The organism is Alloyangia pacifica (genome assembly GCF_003111685.1).
Classification (GTDB): domain Bacteria; phylum Pseudomonadota; class Alphaproteobacteria; order Rhodobacterales; family Rhodobacteraceae; genus Salipiger; species Salipiger pacificus_A.
Window position 1 is genome coordinate 2,140,658 of sequence record NZ_CP022189.1, and the last position, 14,174, is coordinate 2,154,831.

Genomic DNA, 14,174 nt, shown 5'->3' on the forward strand with positions numbered 1-14,174 from the left:
CTTCTCAAAAGACTTTTGATGCTGCTGATGCTGCCGCTCTTTCTGGCGGCCCCGCCTGCGCTGGCGCAGGAGGAAGACGAGGACAGCGGCGGCTTTCTTGAACGGCTGATCGAGGATTCCCTCTCCGGCGCCGGGCGCGACGTGCGCATCATCGGCTTTCGCGGCGCGCTGAGCTCCGAGGCAACGCTGGAGCGGATGACCATTTCCGACTCCGACGGCGTCTGGCTGACGCTCGAGAATGCCAAGCTCAACTGGCGCCGCACCGCACTGCTGCGCGGCCAGCTCGTCGTCAACGAGCTCAGCGCCGAGCGGCTCGCCATCGCGCGTGCCCCGATTACCGAGGGCGAGGCCCCCGCCCCCGAGGCCTCGGGCGATTTCGCTCTGCCCGATCTGCCCGTCTCGGTCGAGGTCGGCGCGCTGAATATCGCCCGTGTCGAACTCGGCGCCCCGCTGATGGGCGAGGAGATCGCGCTGGAGGTCCAAGGCTCGGCCAAACTCGCGGATGGCGAAGGCAATGCCGACATCTCGGTGAACCGGCTCGACGGGCCGCGGGATTCGCTGACTCTCGCAGGCAGCTACGCCAACGACAGCGGCACGCTCAACATCGACCTCGCGCTCGAAGAGGACAGCGGCGGAGTCGTCGGCACCAAGCTGGGCCTGCCCGGAGCGCCCTCTTTGGCGCTGACGGTCAAGGGCGACGGCGTGCTCGACGATTTCACCGCCGACCTGCAGCTCGCCACCGACGGCGAGGAACGGTTGGGGGGACAGGTCACGCTGCAGGGCAGCTCCGAAGCCGGGCGCCAGTTCACCGCCGATCTCTCGGGCGACCTCCGCCCGCTGCTGCCAGAGGAGCACCGCGACTTCTTCGGACCCGAGCAGAGCCTGCAGGTCACGGGCCTGCAGGGCTCGGACGGCACGCTCGATCTGGAAAAGCTGGACCTGCAAACCGCAATGGTCTCGCTCACCGGCTCGGCGCGGATCGGCGCAGACGGCTGGCCCGAGCTGCTGAAACTCGACGGCGAAATTGCCTCCGACGACGGCAGCCCGGTGCGGCTGGCCATGTCCGGCGACGTCACCATGCTCGACACCGCCACGCTGACGCTCGACTTCGACGCATCGCAGGGCGAGGCCTTCATTCTCGATCTGGTCGCCGAGGGCATCGACCGCCCCAACATGTCCATCGACCGCGCCGACATCGCCGGACGTGGCACCATCCGCCGCAGCGCCGGCGCCTCCCTGCCTGGCGGGGTCGAGGCGCAGCTGACCTTCGATGCCACGGGCCTCGACTTCGCCGACGCCTCCATGGCCGACGCCGCGGGCGAGGAGTTGAGGGGCGTCATGCAGATCGACTGGCAAGCGGGCGATCCGCTCTACCTGCGGCAGATCGACTTCGGCGGCGCGGGGCTCTCGCTCGCCGGTGACGTGACCTTCTCGGGCCTCGGCAACAGCGGCAACATCATCATCGAGCCCGATCTCAGCGTGCAGGCCGAGGACATCGGCCGCTTCTCCGGTCTTGCCAAGCGCCCTCTCGGCGGCGATGCCGACCTTGCGGTAAAGGGCTCCATCGAGCCGGTCGCGGGCCGCTTCGACATCACCGCGCAGGGCCGCACGCTCGATCTGAAGACCGGCATCGCGCAGGCCGACGGCCTGCTCGAGGGGCAGGTCGAGCTATTCGCCTCTGCAGTCCGCAACGAGGAAGGCACCGAGCTGCGCCGCCTCGACCTCTCGGGCGAGGGTCTCAAGGCCACTGCCGAGGCCAAGCTGCAGACCGGCGGTAGCACCGGCACCTTCGACATCTCTATCCCGGACGTCTCGAAGGTGCAGGACGGGCTTTCGGGCGCGGTGCAGGTCTCCGGCACGCTCGACGAAACCCCCGAAGCCTACCGCCTCGACATCGAGGGCACTGCGCCGGGCGGCATCGATCTCGATGGCCTGCTGACCGCAAGCAAGCTCGAAGGTGGCGGCATCGGGTTCCTGCGCTTCATGGGCGATGCCGCAGCACAGGACCTGGCGGCCTATGCCCCGCTGGCCGGAAGACCGCTGGCGGGCGGCGTCGATCTGAAGACCGACGTCACCTATACGCTCGACGGCGGCGCCATCGATGCCGTGCTGAACGGTCGCCTGACCAACGTCGAAACCGGCATCGCGCAGGTGGACGGGCTGCTCACCGGGGCGGTCGATCTTGACGCCTCGGTTGCCTATGATGGCGATCTGGCGCGGATCCGCCAGCTGACGGTGAACGGTCAGGCTGTGCAGGTCTCGGCCGAAGGCGAGGTCTATACCGCCGCCCTGCTGGGCGGCACCCCGTCGGCAAGTGCAGGCCAGAGCGACGCCAGCTTCGACATCTCCCTGCCCGACATGTCGCTGATCCAGCCCGAGATCACCGGCCCCGCACGGTTCACCGGCACGCTGCAGGAAGAGGGCAACGCCTACCTGCTCGACCTCGACGCCACTGCGCCGGGCGACGTGCGCATCATCGGAAAGGCCAGCGCCGAGAAACGGCCCGATGGCAGCCTCGGCATGGTCACCTTTGATGGCGACCTCGCGGCCTCTGACCTGTCGATCTACGAGCCGCTCGTCGGACGCGCGCTGGCGGGCGGGCTGAACCTCACCGCCGACGTCTCCTACGACATGGCCACCGGCGCCGCCGACGCGGTGCTCGACGGCACCACGCGTGATCTCGGCACCGGCATTGCGCAGCTGGACGGGCTGCTCACCGGCACGGTCGATCTCGACGCTTCGGTCGCCTATGACGGTGATCTGGTGCAGATCCGGCAGCTCGACGTGAACGGCCAGGCGATCCAGGTCACCGCGCAGGGCGATGTCTACACCGCCGCGCTGCTCGGCAAGGAGCCCTCGGCCGAGAGCGGCCTCAGCAACGCCAGCTTCGACATTTCGCTGCCCGACATGTCGCTGATCCAGCCCGGCGTCACCGGCGGCGCGCAGCTCAGGGGCACCCTGCAGGAAAGTGACGGCGCCTATCAGCTCGACTTCAGCGGCTCCGGCCCGGGCGAGGCGAACGCGCAGGGCCGCGTCACCGCCGAGAAGCTCGGCGGCGGCAAGCTCGGCGCGGTGGGCTTCGATGGCACCGCCTCGGTCGCCTCGCTGAACGCCTATGCGCCGCTGGTCGGCCAGCCGCTTTCGGGCGGGGTCAACTTCGACGGCAACGTCGCCTACAACCTCGAGGATGGCAGCCTTACGGCCGATGGGCGGCTCGACACCCGCGCGCTGGCGCTTGGCATCCCCACCGTCGACCAGCTCGTCGGCGGCGACGGCAGCGCCGTGGTGCAATTGAGCCGAGATGCGGACGGGGCGCTGAACGTGCAACAGCTCGAGGTGCAGACGCGCGAGATCACCGCCACCGCCAATGGCACCTATGGTACCGGTGACAGCAGCATCACCTACAATATCGCGCTGCGCGATCTGGGCCTTCTGGTGCCGCAGCTTCCCGGCCGCGCCACCGCCGAGGGCACGCTGACCCAGAACGGAGGCCAGTACCAGGTGCAGACCAACCTCACCGCCCCCGGCGGCACGCGGGCGCAGGTCTCGGGCAGCATCGCGCAGGACTTCGGCAGCGCCAACCTGGCGATCACCGGCAATGCGCCGCTCGAGCTAGCCAATCAGGTGGCCTCGCCCAACCTCATGTCAGGCATGGCGAATTTCAACATGCAGCTGAACGGACCGCTGGCGCTGAACTCCCTCTCCGGCACCGTCACGGTCAACGGCGCGCGCGTCATCGTGCCCACCGCCGGGCTCGAGTTCACCGGGCTCAACCTCAACGCCAATGTCTCGGGCGGGCAGACCAGCTTGACTGCCTCGACCGCGCTGGCCACCGGCGGGCGGATCAACGTCGACGGCACCATCGGCATGAGCGGCGATTTCCCCGCCAGCCTCAGCATCGCGCTCGACGAGCTCGTGCTCGAGGACCGGCGGCTCTACCAGGTGCAGCTCGGCGGCAACGTCACGATCTCGGGGCCACTGCTCACCGGGCCTACGATCGGCGGTGAGATCCTTATCGACAACGCCGAAATCCGCATCCCCGAAACCGGGCTCGGGCCGGGCAGCCATGGCTTCGTGCTGACCCATGTCTCCGAGCCCTTCGGCTCGCGCGTGACCCGCATCCGGGCCGGGATGATCGACGAGGAGAAGCAAGGCGGCGGCTCGGCCTACGCGCTGCCGCTCGACCTGGTGATCCGTGCGCCGCAGCAGATCTTCGTGCGCGGCCGCGGCCTCGACATGGAGCTTGGCGGCGCGCTGCGCATCACCGGCAGCTCGACCGACGTAATCCCGCAAGGCCGGTTCGACCTGATCCGCGGCCGGCTCGACATCCTCGGCCAGCGGCTCACGCTGGACCGGGCGACCATGGCGCTCACCGGAGAGTTCATCCCGACGCTGGATATCGCCGCCACCTCGCAGGTCGAGAGCACCACGGTGACCGTCAGCATCACCGGGCTCGCCACCGAGCCCGACGTCGAGTTCTCCTCCGATCCCTCGCGCCCCGAGGAAGAAGTGCTGGCATTGCTGCTTTTCGGACGTGACATCACCGAGATCTCGGGCTTCCAGGCGCTGCAGATCGCGGCGGCGGTGAACACGCTCGCCGGGCGCGGCTCCGGCGCGGTCGACGGGCTGAGGCAGAACCTCGGGCTGGACGATCTCGACGTGACCACGAACGACGAGGGCGAGGCCGGGCTGCGGCTCGGCAAGTACATCTCGGAGGACATCTACACCGACGTCGAAGTCGACTCCGGAGGCGGCAGCGCGGTCAACCTCAACATCAAGATCACCCCCAGCCTCAAGGCAAAGGGCAGCGTGACCTCGGAGGGCGACAGCACGCTCGGCATCTATTACGAGCACGACTACTAAGGCGCAGCGCCGCCGAAACATCTAGGGGTGTCCCCGCGGGGACACCCCTTTTTCATCCATGGTGCAATTCTTGCCTGCGGCTCTGCGGCTCTCCAGAACGGCACCGTCGTTCATCCGGGAGAGCGGCGTCATGGATCAGGCTCTTCCGGCCCGAGGGCGGTTCGGGGTGATCGGCGGTCGTTTCTACCGCATCGTCCCCGAAACGCGTTATCGCGACGCTCTGACCTCTGCGCTGAGCCCCAGCGCGGCCTCGACCTCGGCGAGCGTCACCGCCCCCGGCGCGGCACCGTCGCGCACCAGCCGGGCGGCAAGCGCGGTGAACCAGGCGTTGCAGGGGGTGGGCACGCCGTGCAGCCGGCCCAGCAGCGCGACCTCGCCGTTCAGGTAGTCGGTCTCGACCGAGCCGGCCCCGCGCGCGAGGCTCTGCGCCGTAGAGCTGCCGACCCGCGTCACCCCCGGCACCTCGACGATCTTCAGCTGCGCCGCGCGCTTGTCGTCCTCCTCGGCGGGGTCCGACCAGTCGATCTCCGCCTTGGCCATGACCGCCTCGGCCTCGGCCTTGAGCGCAGCGGTGACTGCGGTGCTGTCGACCTCTTCGCCAAGCGCGGCACCCACGATATTGCCGAGGTTCATCAGGAGCTTGCCATATTTTCGCTCCATCACCACCGCGCGCGTGGCAGAGGGAAAACCCGCAGCCTCGAGCCGCGCGACGAGCGCGGTGTCCGCGGCGTCGAAGCCCGAGGGGTAGCGCCCGATGTCAAACGAGCCGATGCAGGGCGCGCCGTAGCAGACCACTTCGCCCGGCTGCACGAAATCCGCCGGAAGCATGACGGTGACGCCGTGCACGTTGGGGAAGTAGCGCAGTGCCAGCCGCTCGTTCTCGACGCCATTCTGGAAACAGAAGACATGTTGGTCCTGCAGCCCCGCGTCGCACAGCTGCATGAGCGCGGCCTCGGTGTGCTGGGTCTTCACGCACAGGAAGATCACGTCGTCCGGTCGCAGCTGCGCCTCGGCGGGGCTGGCCACGCAGGGGAATTCGGCCTGCAAGGCGCCCTCGGGCGTCAGCAGGGTCAGCCCACCAGCGCGGATCGCCTCGAGCTGCGCGCCGCGGGCGATGCCCAGCACCTCCTGCCCGGCAAGGGTCAGCTTGACCGCCAGCGTGCCGCCGACGGCTCCAACGCCAAGGATGACGATCCGGCTCATGCCACCGCCTCCGCCAGAGGCAGTCCGCCGATCCTGGCGAGCAGCGAGACGATCTCGTCCACGCCCTCGCCGTGCTTGACCTGGGCAAAGACAAACGGCTTGCCCGCCCGCATCCGCGTCGCATCGCGCTCCATCACCTCGAGCGAGGCGCCGACGTAGGGCGCGAGGTCGGTCTTGTTGATCACGAGGATGTCCGACTTGGTGATCGCCGGACCGCCCTTGCGCGGGATTTCCTCGCCCGCGGCCACGTCGATCACGTAGATCGTCACGTCGGCCAGCTCGGGCGAGAACGTCGCTGAAAGGTTGTCGCCGCCGCTTTCGATGAGGATCAGGTCGAGGTCGGGGAAGGTCTGGTTCAGCTCGGCGATGGCGGCAAGGTTGATCGAGGCATCCTCGCGGATCGCCGTATGCGGGCAGCCGCCGGTCTCGACACCCTTGATGCGGTCGAGCGGCAGGATCTGCTGGCGCATCAGCTCCTCGGCGTCCTCGCGGGTGTAGATGTCATTGGTCACCACGGCCATCGAGAGCCGGTCGCGCAGGGCGCGGGCCAGCGCCGCGGTGAGGGTGGTCTTGCCGGCGCCCACGGGGCCGCCGAGGCCGACGCGGAGGGGTCCGTTGGGGGAAGTCATGTGGTCTCCAGAGGTGTCAGGATCGGAAGATACGGGAATAGAGCGCCTCGTGGCGCTGGCTGGCAATGTCCGAGAGCGGGGAGAAGCCGCCGATCTCGTCGAGGCTGGCGGTCATGGCCTGCGCCGCAAGCGCCTCGCAGAGGGGCGAGAGCGCGCGGATCACCGCCTGCCCCTCGGTCTGGCCGAGCGGGATCAGGCGGATGCCGGCGGCCGCAAGGTTCGAGGCGAAGGCCAGAAGGTAGAGTTGCAGCGCCGGTAGCAGCGGCAGATCCAGCGCGCGCACCGCCTGCCCCACTGCCACGGGATAGGGCGCGGGGAGGATATCGGCCCGCCACAGGTCGCGGACGGTGGCGGCAAAGGCCTCCCCCTGTTTCACTGTCTCGAGCCGCCGCTCGGCGGAGGGAGTAAGCGCCGTGGCGAGGTCCGTCAGCTCTGCAACGTCCCCTCCCTGCGACACCTGCGCAAGAAGCACCGCGTCGCTCCAGCCCGCGCCGTGCCGGAGAACCGCCTCGAGCCAGCCCTGCAGCTGCGCGGCGGTGGTGACGCGGCCCTCCTGCACCAGCGTCTCGAGCCCGTGCGAATAGGCAAAGGCGCCCACCGGGAAGGCGGGCGAGAAAAGTTGGTGCAGCGTCAGCAGCGGATCAGTCGTCATGCGCGTGCGCGGGACCGTGGGAATGGCTGTGGCTGTGCGCATTATCGTGATCATGGGCGTGCGCATGGCTGTGCGAATGGGAGTGGCTGTGCGCGTGCCCCTCTGGCCCGTGCGCGTGCGAGTTGTCATGGCCGTGGGTGCGGCCGTGGCCATAGGCCCCGCCCTCGGGGGTGAACGGCTCGAGCACCTCGTCCACCGTCGCGCCGATATGGGCGAGCATGTCGCGGATCACGTGGTCGCGCTGGATCAGCAGCCGCGCGGCTTCGATCTGGCAGGGGGTGTGGCGGTTGCCGATGTGCCACGCAAGCCGCGGCAGGTGTGTTCCGCTCACCGCCAGCAGCGGCTCGGCGGCGGCCTCGACGCGCACCGCGCGTCCGTCGGTCAGTACAAAGGCGTCGCCCTGGTCGAGACTCTCGGTGTGCGCGAGATCGACGAGAAAGCTCTCGCCTTGGTCGCTCTTCAGCACCTTGCGGCGTAGAAAGCGGTCCTCGTAGCTGAGGGTCACGCTCAGGCTCGCTTCGGGAACGACGCCCTTGCGGGCGATCTCGTGAGACACGGACAGGCTTGTCGAGGGGGCTGTCATGAGGAGGGCTCCGGGGATCGTCTGGATTGCGCCAGCACCCTCGGACCAACGACCGGAAAAGGCAAGGCCACGCGCCGGGATCACCGGGGGCGTGGCCTTGATGTGCCGAGTTCTGCGGCGCTTGCGCGCCCCAAGGAACTCAGAGGTAGAAGACGTCCTGGAAGACGTGACGCGCGATGTCTTCGCGACGGATGCCACGCTCGGCCAGTTGCTCGTCCGAAAGACGCTGCAGGGCTTCGATCTTGCGCAGGCGCGGGTTTGCTTCACCCAGTGCAACGAGACCGTTGCCGATTGCGGCGAAGAAGCGCGAGAAGAACGGTGCCTGTTCAGTGCGTGCGGATGCAGTCAGAAATGCCATTTGGAAACCTATCCTAGCGTTTGAGTTCGTTGCGTTCGGTTTTGGTTTCCTCCCTTGACAGCCAAGATAGGTCAGGCGCCCGGGAACAACAAATGCTGCATGTGCATAGCCGGCTCCCCAGCCATGCAGAGATCACAGATAACTTTGTTACCCTGACCGATCTCCATATGACGCAAAATTATTGGGCGCACAAATCGGCGGCGTTTTGCAAACAAACCTACAGAAAAATCGTGCCAGATACGGCGTTTAGCCAAGAGCAGCCATGCACGAGAGGGAAGGCTGCTGTTTTTCCAAGCGCATCGCCCCGCACCCGAAGCCGACCGAGGTCTGCGTGTTTTGCAGAGCTCGGGCCGAGTCAGCGCCCCCGCGACTCATCCCCCGAAAGCAAGGACGCCGGCCCGTGGACATGGACCGGCGTCTTGTTTTCGGAGCGGCGATCGAGCGGCCTGCACCTCGTCAGTAGAGGAAGTAGCGCTGCGCCATCGGCAGCTCCTTGGCGGGCTCGCAGGTCAGCAGCTCGCCGTTGGCGCGCACCTCGTAGGTCTCGGGGTTCACCTCGACATGCGGCAGCGCGTCGTTGAGGATCAGGTCCTTCTTGCCGATGCCGCGGGTGTTCTTCACCGCCAGCGTCTGCTTGGCGATGCCGAGCTTGTCACGCAAACCGTCGGCCTGTGCCGCCTCCGATACGAAGATCACCGCCGAATTCTCGACCGAGCGGCCATAGGCGCCCCACATCGGGCGGGTGTAGACCGGCTGCGGCGTCGGGATCGAGGCATTGGGATCGCCCATCTGCGCGCAGACGATGGTGCCGCCCATCAGCACCATCTCGGGCTTCACGCCGAAGAAGGCCGGGTTCCAGAGCACCAGATCGGCGCGCTTGCCCTCTTCGATCGAGCCGATGTGCTGACTGATGCCATGCGCGATCGCCGGGTTGATCGTGTACTTGGCGATGTAGCGGCGGACGCGGAAGTTGTCGTTGTCGCCCTGTTCCTCGGCCAGCTTGCCGCGCTGCTTCTTCATCTTGTCGGCGGTCTGCCAGGTGCGGATGATCACCTCGCCGACGCGGCCCATGGCCTGGCTGTCCGAGGCGATGATCGAGAAGGCCCCCATGTCGTGCAGGATGTCCTCGGCGGCGATGGTTTCGCGGCGGATGCGGCTCTCGGCAAAGGCCACGTCCTCGGGGATCGACTTGTCGAGGTGGTGGCAAACCATCAGCATGTCGAGGTGTTCCTCGAGCGTGTTGACGGTGTAGGGCCGGGTCGGGTTCGTGGATGACGGAAGCACGAACTCCTCGCCGCAGATCTTGATGATGTCCGGCGCGTGACCGCCCCCTGCCCCTTCGGTGTGGAAGGCGTGGATGGTGCGGCCCTTCATCGCCGCGACGGTGTTCTCGACGAAGCCCGATTCATTGAGCGTGTCGGTGTGGATCATCACCTGCACATCCCAGTCGTCGGCCACCGACAGGCAGGTGTCTATGGCTGCCGGGGTTGTGCCCCAATCCTCGTGCAGCTTGAGGCAGCAGGCACCGCCCCTGATCTGCTCTTCCAGCGCCGCGGGCAGCGAGGCGTTGCCCTTGCCGGCGAAGGCCAGGTTCATCGGGAAGGCGTCGGCGGCCTGCATCATCCGGCCAAGGTGCCACGGCCCCGGCGTGCAGGTCGTCGCCAGCGTGCCGTGCGCCGGGCCGGTGCCGCCGCCAAGCATCGTGGTCAGGCCCGAATGCAGGGCGTCCTCGATCTGCTGCGGGCAGATGAAGTGGATGTGGCTGTCCATGCCGCCCGCGGTGAGGATGCGCCCCTCGCCGGCGATCACTTCCGTGCCGGGGCCCGCGATGATGTTCACGCCCGGCTGGGTGTCGGGGTTGCCCGCCTTGCCGATCTTGGCGATGCGCCCGTCCTTCAGGCCCACGTCCGCCTTGTAGATGCCGGTATGGTCAACGATCAGCGCATTGGTGATCACCGTGTCCACGGCGCCCTGCGCGCGGGTATACTGCGACTGGCCCATGCCGTCGCGGATCACCTTGCCGCCACCGAATTTCACCTCTTCGCCGTAGAGCGCGCGCGTGCCCCCGCCGGCAAGCGAGGCGGTGAGGTCGCGCTCGACCTCGATGATGAGGTCGGTGTCTGCGAGCCGCACCTTGTCCCCGGTGGTGGGGCCGAACATGGCGGCATAGTCGCGGCGGGAAATCGTTGCGGGCATTCGGGTCGTCCTCGGGTTGGTCAATTCGGCAAGAGCGCGCGCAGATCTTCGCTGCGGCGCCGGGTGAGTCTCGTCTTGCAGTCGGTCCCGATCTGCGGCTGGATCGTACCGCCCATGTAGAGCGCCCCCTCGGCGGAACAGGCCGCGTCTCGGAAGGGGATCCAGGCCCGCTGCGCCTCGCGGACATAGCCCATGACCTCCTTGGACACGGCGGCTTTCACCTGAGCGTAGACCGCGTTCAGCTCGGCGTCGGCGGCCTCGTATTCCTGCGCTGCGCAGGCGCGCATCTCGACGGTGGTTACAGCGTCGGCGCATTCGGCGCGGGCCGGCTCGGCCGAAGTCAGCGCAAGCAGTGATATCCCTGCAAGGGCGGCAATGCGAATTCGCTTTGTAAGACTATGAGACAAGAGTAACCTTCCGGGTAAGCAGGCAAAGTTCATTTTTCCTCCCAGCCAGTTCATCAGCAAGGAGAATGGAATGATCAGGTCGACGATTGCGGGACTTTCGCTGCTGGCGCTCGGCGCCGGGGCTGCTGCCGCGGAGGGCGATGTCGCCCGCGGTGAATATCTGGTCAGGGGGCCGGCGGGCTGCGGCAATTGCCACACGCCTTTCGGCGAGGCGGGGTTCGACATGAGCAAGGAACTCGGCGGGCGCCTCGTGGAAGACAACCCCATGTTCACCGCCTATGCCCCCAATATCACCCCCGCCGGCGAGGTCGCGGACTGGACCGACGCAGAGCTGGCCCGCGCCATCCGCGAGGGCATCCTGCCCGACGGTTCGGTGATCGGCCCGCCCATGCCCATCGCCATGTACCGCGGTCTTGGCGATGACGATCTGGCTTCGATCGTCGCCTTCCTGCGGACTCTCCCGGCTGTCGTCAACGAGGTGCCGGACTCGGTCTACAACATCCCTCTGCCCCCGGCCTACGGTCCGCCGGTCGAGAGCATCACCCCGCCCGCGCGCGGCGTGACGGCGGACTACGGCCAATACCTCGCCACCGCCGTCAGCCATTGCATGGAGTGCCATTCGCCGATGAGCGACAAGGGCCCGATGACCGATCCCGAGCACCTCGGTCAGGGCGGATTCGAAATCCACGGCCCCTGGGGCAGCGTCACCGCGCCCAATCTCACCAGCTCCGAGGACGGGCTGGCGGGCTACAGCGACGAAGATCTGAAGAAGATGATCACCACTGGCACGCGGCCCGATGGCTCGGCGATGATGCCGCCCATGCCCTACGGCTATTTCGCGCATATGACCGAGGGCGATCTCGATGCCATCGTGCTCTACCTGCGCAGCCTGCCGCCGTTGCCCGACGCCTGAGCGAAACGCACCTTGGCGTGCCAGCCGCTGGCGCGCCGGGGCCGGCCTGACCGAAGAGGAATATGCGTGGCTCGCTGCGTGCAAGGCCGGCCCTCACTTCACCCGCGCCGGGCCGCAGATGCCCATCGTTGCCAGGGGCGCCGGGCGCACGAAAGGCAGCACGGTCGCCTTGGCGGTCGGCATTGCAGCCCCCCGCCTGCGGACATGGCCAAGGTAAACCTCGGTCCATTGCGCTTGGACCGCGAGCATCTGGCTCGCGCCGCGCAGCATAAGCGCCGCCCAGTCGAAGGGTGTCAGGTAGACCATCGCCGCTCCTCCCTGCCCTGACCGCGCCTACCAGCCCGAGCGCTGACCGGGGCGGAACTGCGGTCCGCGCCGGCTCAGCCGCTTGCGGTTGCGGCGGGCTTTCACTTCCAGCGGACGGGAAAACGCGTTGATCACCACCGGCGCCGGCGCGCCGCGCATCATCGCCGCGCTTGCCTGCGACCAGGCCTGCATGAAGGCCGGGCCCTTCTCGGCGGTCATCCGGTAGACCTCGGTCGAGGGAACCGACCACATGCCGGCGAACCCCAGCATCCGGTAGGCCATCACGCTCTGCGCCTCGGCGCCGAGGAACCCCAGCCGCATCATGCTGCCGGTCAGTGCCGTAAATGCTTCGAACATGCTTGCCGTCCCTATCGCTGGAAGAGGAGACCTCAGAGTGCCCCCATGACCTTCTGGTTGAATCCGTAGATCTTGCGCTCCCCCGAGAATGGGATGAGCTGAACCTCGCGACGCTGGCCGGGCTCGAAACGCACGGCGGTGCCCGCCGCGATGTCGAGCCGAAGGCCGCGCGCCGCATCGCGGTCGAAGTCGAGCGCCGGGTTGGTCTCGGCGAAATGGTAGTGCGACCCCACTTGCACCGGGCGGTCGCCGGTGTTGGCGACCATCAGGGTGATCGCCTCGCGGTCGTCGTTGAGCACAAGATCACCCGCGGCGGGAAGGATCTCGCCGGGGATCATGTGCGACCACCGCCATACATGCGCCAGCCGGCGCAGGCCGCCACGGCCAGCACCGCCACGGCGGTCAACCACGTCTCGGCGCCATGCGGGTGCAGGTGCGCGCCGGAATGCGCGAGCGCGGGGGTTGCGAGCGGCAGTGCAATGATCGGAAGGAAGTATTTCATTTTGTCACCTGTGGTCTTCAAAGTGTCTCGTGGCCCCGGAGGTTCCAGAGAACCCGGCTTTACCGAATGGGATTGTGCACGGTCACCAGCTTGGTCCCGTCCGGGAAGGTCGCCTCGACCTGCACCTCGTGCACCATCTCGGGGATGCCTGCCATGCATTGCTCGGCGGTGATGACCTGCGCGCCGGCCTCCATCATCTCGGCGACGGAGCGGCCGTCGCGGGCGCCTTCGACCACCGCGTCGGTGATCAGCGCCACGGCCTCTGGGTAGTTCAGCTTCACGCCGCGCGCGAGGCGCTTGCGGGCCACCTCGGCGGCGAGCGCCACCAGAAGCTTGTCCTTTTCGCGGGGAGTCAGTTGCATGGTCAGATCATCCAGGGTCTTGGGAGTTCGGCGCCCGAAAGGCGCCGCAGTATGGGGCAAAGGTGGCGGCGCAGCTCGAAGCCGTCAATGGCGAGCAGGCGCAGCACGAGAAGGTCGGGATCAAGCGCCGAAACGCCGCCGGTTTCGGGCAGCATCCCGCGCAGCGGCGCGACCTGTGCCGCCGCGCCGGGCGCTGCGAGAACGACGGTGGCCATGGCCCGCGCGCCCTCGGCGATGGCCGGATCGGCAAGGCAGGCGGCAGCGTCGCCGTTGAGGCGCAGTCGGTCGGACCAGACGAGCCGTCCGGCGCGCGCGATATCGATGCGATCCGCATGGCGCAGGTCGGTGACGCTCTCGCCCATGGCCGCGCGGCCGAAGATCAGCGGCTCGCAGAGCAGCAGACGCGCGTCCCCGGCCATCTCGACCGAAAGCCGCCGATCGAGGGCCGCGCCATCGAAGAGGATTGTCTCCTGCGGCAGCCAGTCGAGCCTTGCGCCCGCTTCGAGAGTCAGCCGGGTGTCGACGCGCCCGGTCTCGCCGGGCAGCGCGCGGTAGACGCGCTCGGCGGCCTGCGTGGTGATCGCCAGATGCGCGCCCTCGCGGGCGGTGGCCGTGATGTCAAAGGCGTCGCCCCCGGTCACCCCGCCCGAGCTGTTGAGATAGACCGCCTGCAGCGCGTCCAATGCGCGCGGGAACAGCAGCTTGGAGCTACCTGACATGTGCAGATCCCCGATGACGCTGGCGGCCCCGCGACGCCGCGCGGCAAGCCGGGCGCGTCCGCGGGCACGCTGCGCGGCGATCTTCCCCGGCGGGGCAGAAGGCGCGCTCATCTGGGGATGATCA

General features: G+C 67.9%; 15 protein-coding genes. 2 read left to right on the forward strand and 13 right to left on the reverse strand.

Annotated features, from left to right (window positions below; genetic code table 11):
* The first annotated feature begins 18 nt into the window (after positions 1-18).
* Positions 19-4,863: a translocation/assembly module TamB domain-containing protein gene (locus tag CEW88_RS10310; RefSeq protein ID WP_108966524.1), complete on the forward strand. Its 4,845-nt coding sequence runs from the start codon at positions 19-21 to the stop codon at positions 4,861-4,863.
* Between the two features lie 207 nt (positions 4,864-5,070).
* Here CEW88_RS10310 and CEW88_RS10315 read toward each other — a convergent pair whose 3' ends face one another.
* From CEW88_RS10315 to CEW88_RS10345, 7 genes are all read right to left on the reverse strand, one after another.
* Complete coding sequence (locus tag CEW88_RS10315; RefSeq protein WP_108966526.1) at positions 5,071-6,066, reverse strand: ketopantoate reductase family protein; 996 nt, start codon at positions 6,064-6,066, stop codon at positions 5,071-5,073.
* Positions 6,063-6,695, reverse strand: a complete 633-nt coding sequence (gene ureG / locus CEW88_RS10320; protein ID WP_108966527.1) for an urease accessory protein UreG — start codon at positions 6,693-6,695, stop codon at positions 6,063-6,065. Before ureG ends, CEW88_RS10315 begins: the two co-directional genes overlap by 4 nt.
* A gap of 16 nt (positions 6,696-6,711) precedes the next feature.
* Positions 6,712-7,347, reverse strand: a complete 636-nt coding sequence (locus CEW88_RS10325; protein ID WP_108967735.1) for an urease accessory protein UreF — start codon at positions 7,345-7,347, stop codon at positions 6,712-6,714.
* A complete protein-coding gene (locus tag CEW88_RS10330; RefSeq protein ID WP_108966529.1) occupies positions 7,337-7,930 on the reverse strand; it encodes an urease accessory protein UreE in 594 nt (197 codons plus the stop codon). Before CEW88_RS10330 ends, CEW88_RS10325 begins: the two co-directional genes overlap by 11 nt.
* A gap of 139 nt (positions 7,931-8,069) precedes the next feature.
* The gene (locus CEW88_RS10335; protein WP_108966531.1) at positions 8,070-8,288 is read right to left on the reverse strand and encodes a DUF1127 domain-containing protein; all 219 of its coding nucleotides are present in this window, start codon (positions 8,286-8,288) and stop codon (positions 8,070-8,072) included.
* Positions 8,289-8,744: 456 nt separating this feature from the next.
* Entirely contained in the window at positions 8,745-10,484 is a 1,740-nt protein-coding gene (ureC, locus tag CEW88_RS10340; RefSeq protein WP_108966533.1) for an urease subunit alpha, read from the reverse strand.
* A gap of 20 nt (positions 10,485-10,504) precedes the next feature.
* Positions 10,505-10,891, reverse strand: a complete 387-nt coding sequence (locus CEW88_RS10345; protein WP_254694386.1) for a lysozyme inhibitor LprI family protein — start codon at positions 10,889-10,891, stop codon at positions 10,505-10,507.
* 70 nt (positions 10,892-10,961) lie between these two features.
* Here CEW88_RS10345 and CEW88_RS10350 point away from each other — a divergent pair, with 70 nt between their 5' ends.
* Positions 10,962-11,804, forward strand: coding sequence for a c-type cytochrome (locus CEW88_RS10350; RefSeq protein WP_108966536.1), 843 nt, complete (start codon positions 10,962-10,964; stop codon positions 11,802-11,804).
* Between the two features lie 93 nt (positions 11,805-11,897).
* Here CEW88_RS10350 and CEW88_RS10355 read toward each other — a convergent pair whose 3' ends face one another.
* Genes CEW88_RS10355 through CEW88_RS10375 form a run of 6 tightly spaced genes read right to left on the reverse strand, consistent with a single transcriptional unit; the run spans position 11,898 to position 14,050 of the window.
* Positions 11,898-12,110: a hypothetical protein gene (locus CEW88_RS10355; RefSeq protein WP_108966538.1), complete on the reverse strand. Its 213-nt coding sequence runs from the start codon at positions 12,108-12,110 to the stop codon at positions 11,898-11,900.
* A gap of 27 nt (positions 12,111-12,137) precedes the next feature.
* Entirely contained in the window at positions 12,138-12,467 is a 330-nt protein-coding gene (locus CEW88_RS10360) for an antifreeze protein (protein WP_108966540.1), read from the reverse strand.
* Between the two features lie 32 nt (positions 12,468-12,499).
* Entirely contained in the window at positions 12,500-12,805 is a 306-nt protein-coding gene (locus tag CEW88_RS10365; RefSeq protein ID WP_108966542.1) for an urease subunit beta, read from the reverse strand.
* Positions 12,802-12,969, reverse strand: a complete 168-nt coding sequence (locus CEW88_RS24740) for a hypothetical protein (protein WP_193989032.1) — start codon at positions 12,967-12,969, stop codon at positions 12,802-12,804. The genes CEW88_RS10365 and CEW88_RS24740 overlap by 4 nt, the downstream gene beginning before the upstream one ends.
* Before the next feature lie 59 nt (positions 12,970-13,028).
* Entirely contained in the window at positions 13,029-13,331 is a 303-nt protein-coding gene (locus CEW88_RS10370; RefSeq protein ID WP_108966544.1) for an urease subunit gamma, read from the reverse strand.
* 2 nt (positions 13,332-13,333) lie between these two features.
* Positions 13,334-14,050: an urease accessory protein UreD gene (locus CEW88_RS10375; protein ID WP_254694387.1), complete on the reverse strand. Its 717-nt coding sequence runs from the start codon at positions 14,048-14,050 to the stop codon at positions 13,334-13,336.
* Positions 14,051-14,174: the final 124 nt, after the last annotated feature.

Bases quoted from the DNA above. Each gene is read 5' to 3' on its own strand.
- CEW88_RS10310 (WP_108966524.1), top strand. From the start codon at position 19: ATGCTGCTGATGCTGCCGCTCTTTCTGGCGGCCCCGCCTGCGCTGGCG.
- CEW88_RS10315 (WP_108966526.1), bottom strand. From the start codon at position 6,066: ATGAGCCGGATCGTCATCCTTGGCGTTGGAGCCGTCGGCGGCACGCTG.
- ureG (WP_108966527.1), bottom strand. From the start codon at position 6,695: ATGACTTCCCCCAACGGACCCCTCCGCGTCGGCCTCGGCGGCCCCGTG.
- CEW88_RS10325 (WP_108967735.1), bottom strand. From the start codon at position 7,347: ATGACGACTGATCCGCTGCTGACGCTGCACCAACTTTTCTCGCCCGCC.
- CEW88_RS10330 (WP_108966529.1), bottom strand. From the start codon at position 7,930: ATGACAGCCCCCTCGACAAGCCTGTCCGTGTCTCACGAGATCGCCCGC.
- CEW88_RS10335 (WP_108966531.1), bottom strand. From the start codon at position 8,288: ATGGCATTTCTGACTGCATCCGCACGCACTGAACAGGCACCGTTCTTC.
- ureC (WP_108966533.1), bottom strand. From the start codon at position 10,484: ATGCCCGCAACGATTTCCCGCCGCGACTATGCCGCCATGTTCGGCCCC.
- CEW88_RS10350 (WP_108966536.1), top strand. From the start codon at position 10,962: ATGATCAGGTCGACGATTGCGGGACTTTCGCTGCTGGCGCTCGGCGCC.
- CEW88_RS10355 (WP_108966538.1), bottom strand. From the start codon at position 12,110: ATGGTCTACCTGACACCCTTCGACTGGGCGGCGCTTATGCTGCGCGGC.
- CEW88_RS10360 (WP_108966540.1), bottom strand. From the start codon at position 12,467: ATGTTCGAAGCATTTACGGCACTGACCGGCAGCATGATGCGGCTGGGG.
- CEW88_RS10365 (WP_108966542.1), bottom strand. From the start codon at position 12,805: ATGATCCCCGGCGAGATCCTTCCCGCCGCGGGTGATCTTGTGCTCAAC.
- CEW88_RS24740 (WP_193989032.1), bottom strand. From the start codon at position 12,969: ATGAAATACTTCCTTCCGATCATTGCACTGCCGCTCGCAACCCCCGCG.
- CEW88_RS10370 (WP_108966544.1), bottom strand. From the start codon at position 13,331: ATGCAACTGACTCCCCGCGAAAAGGACAAGCTTCTGGTGGCGCTCGCC.
- CEW88_RS10375 (WP_254694387.1), bottom strand. From the start codon at position 14,050: ATGTCAGGTAGCTCCAAGCTGCTGTTCCCGCGCGCATTGGACGCGCTG.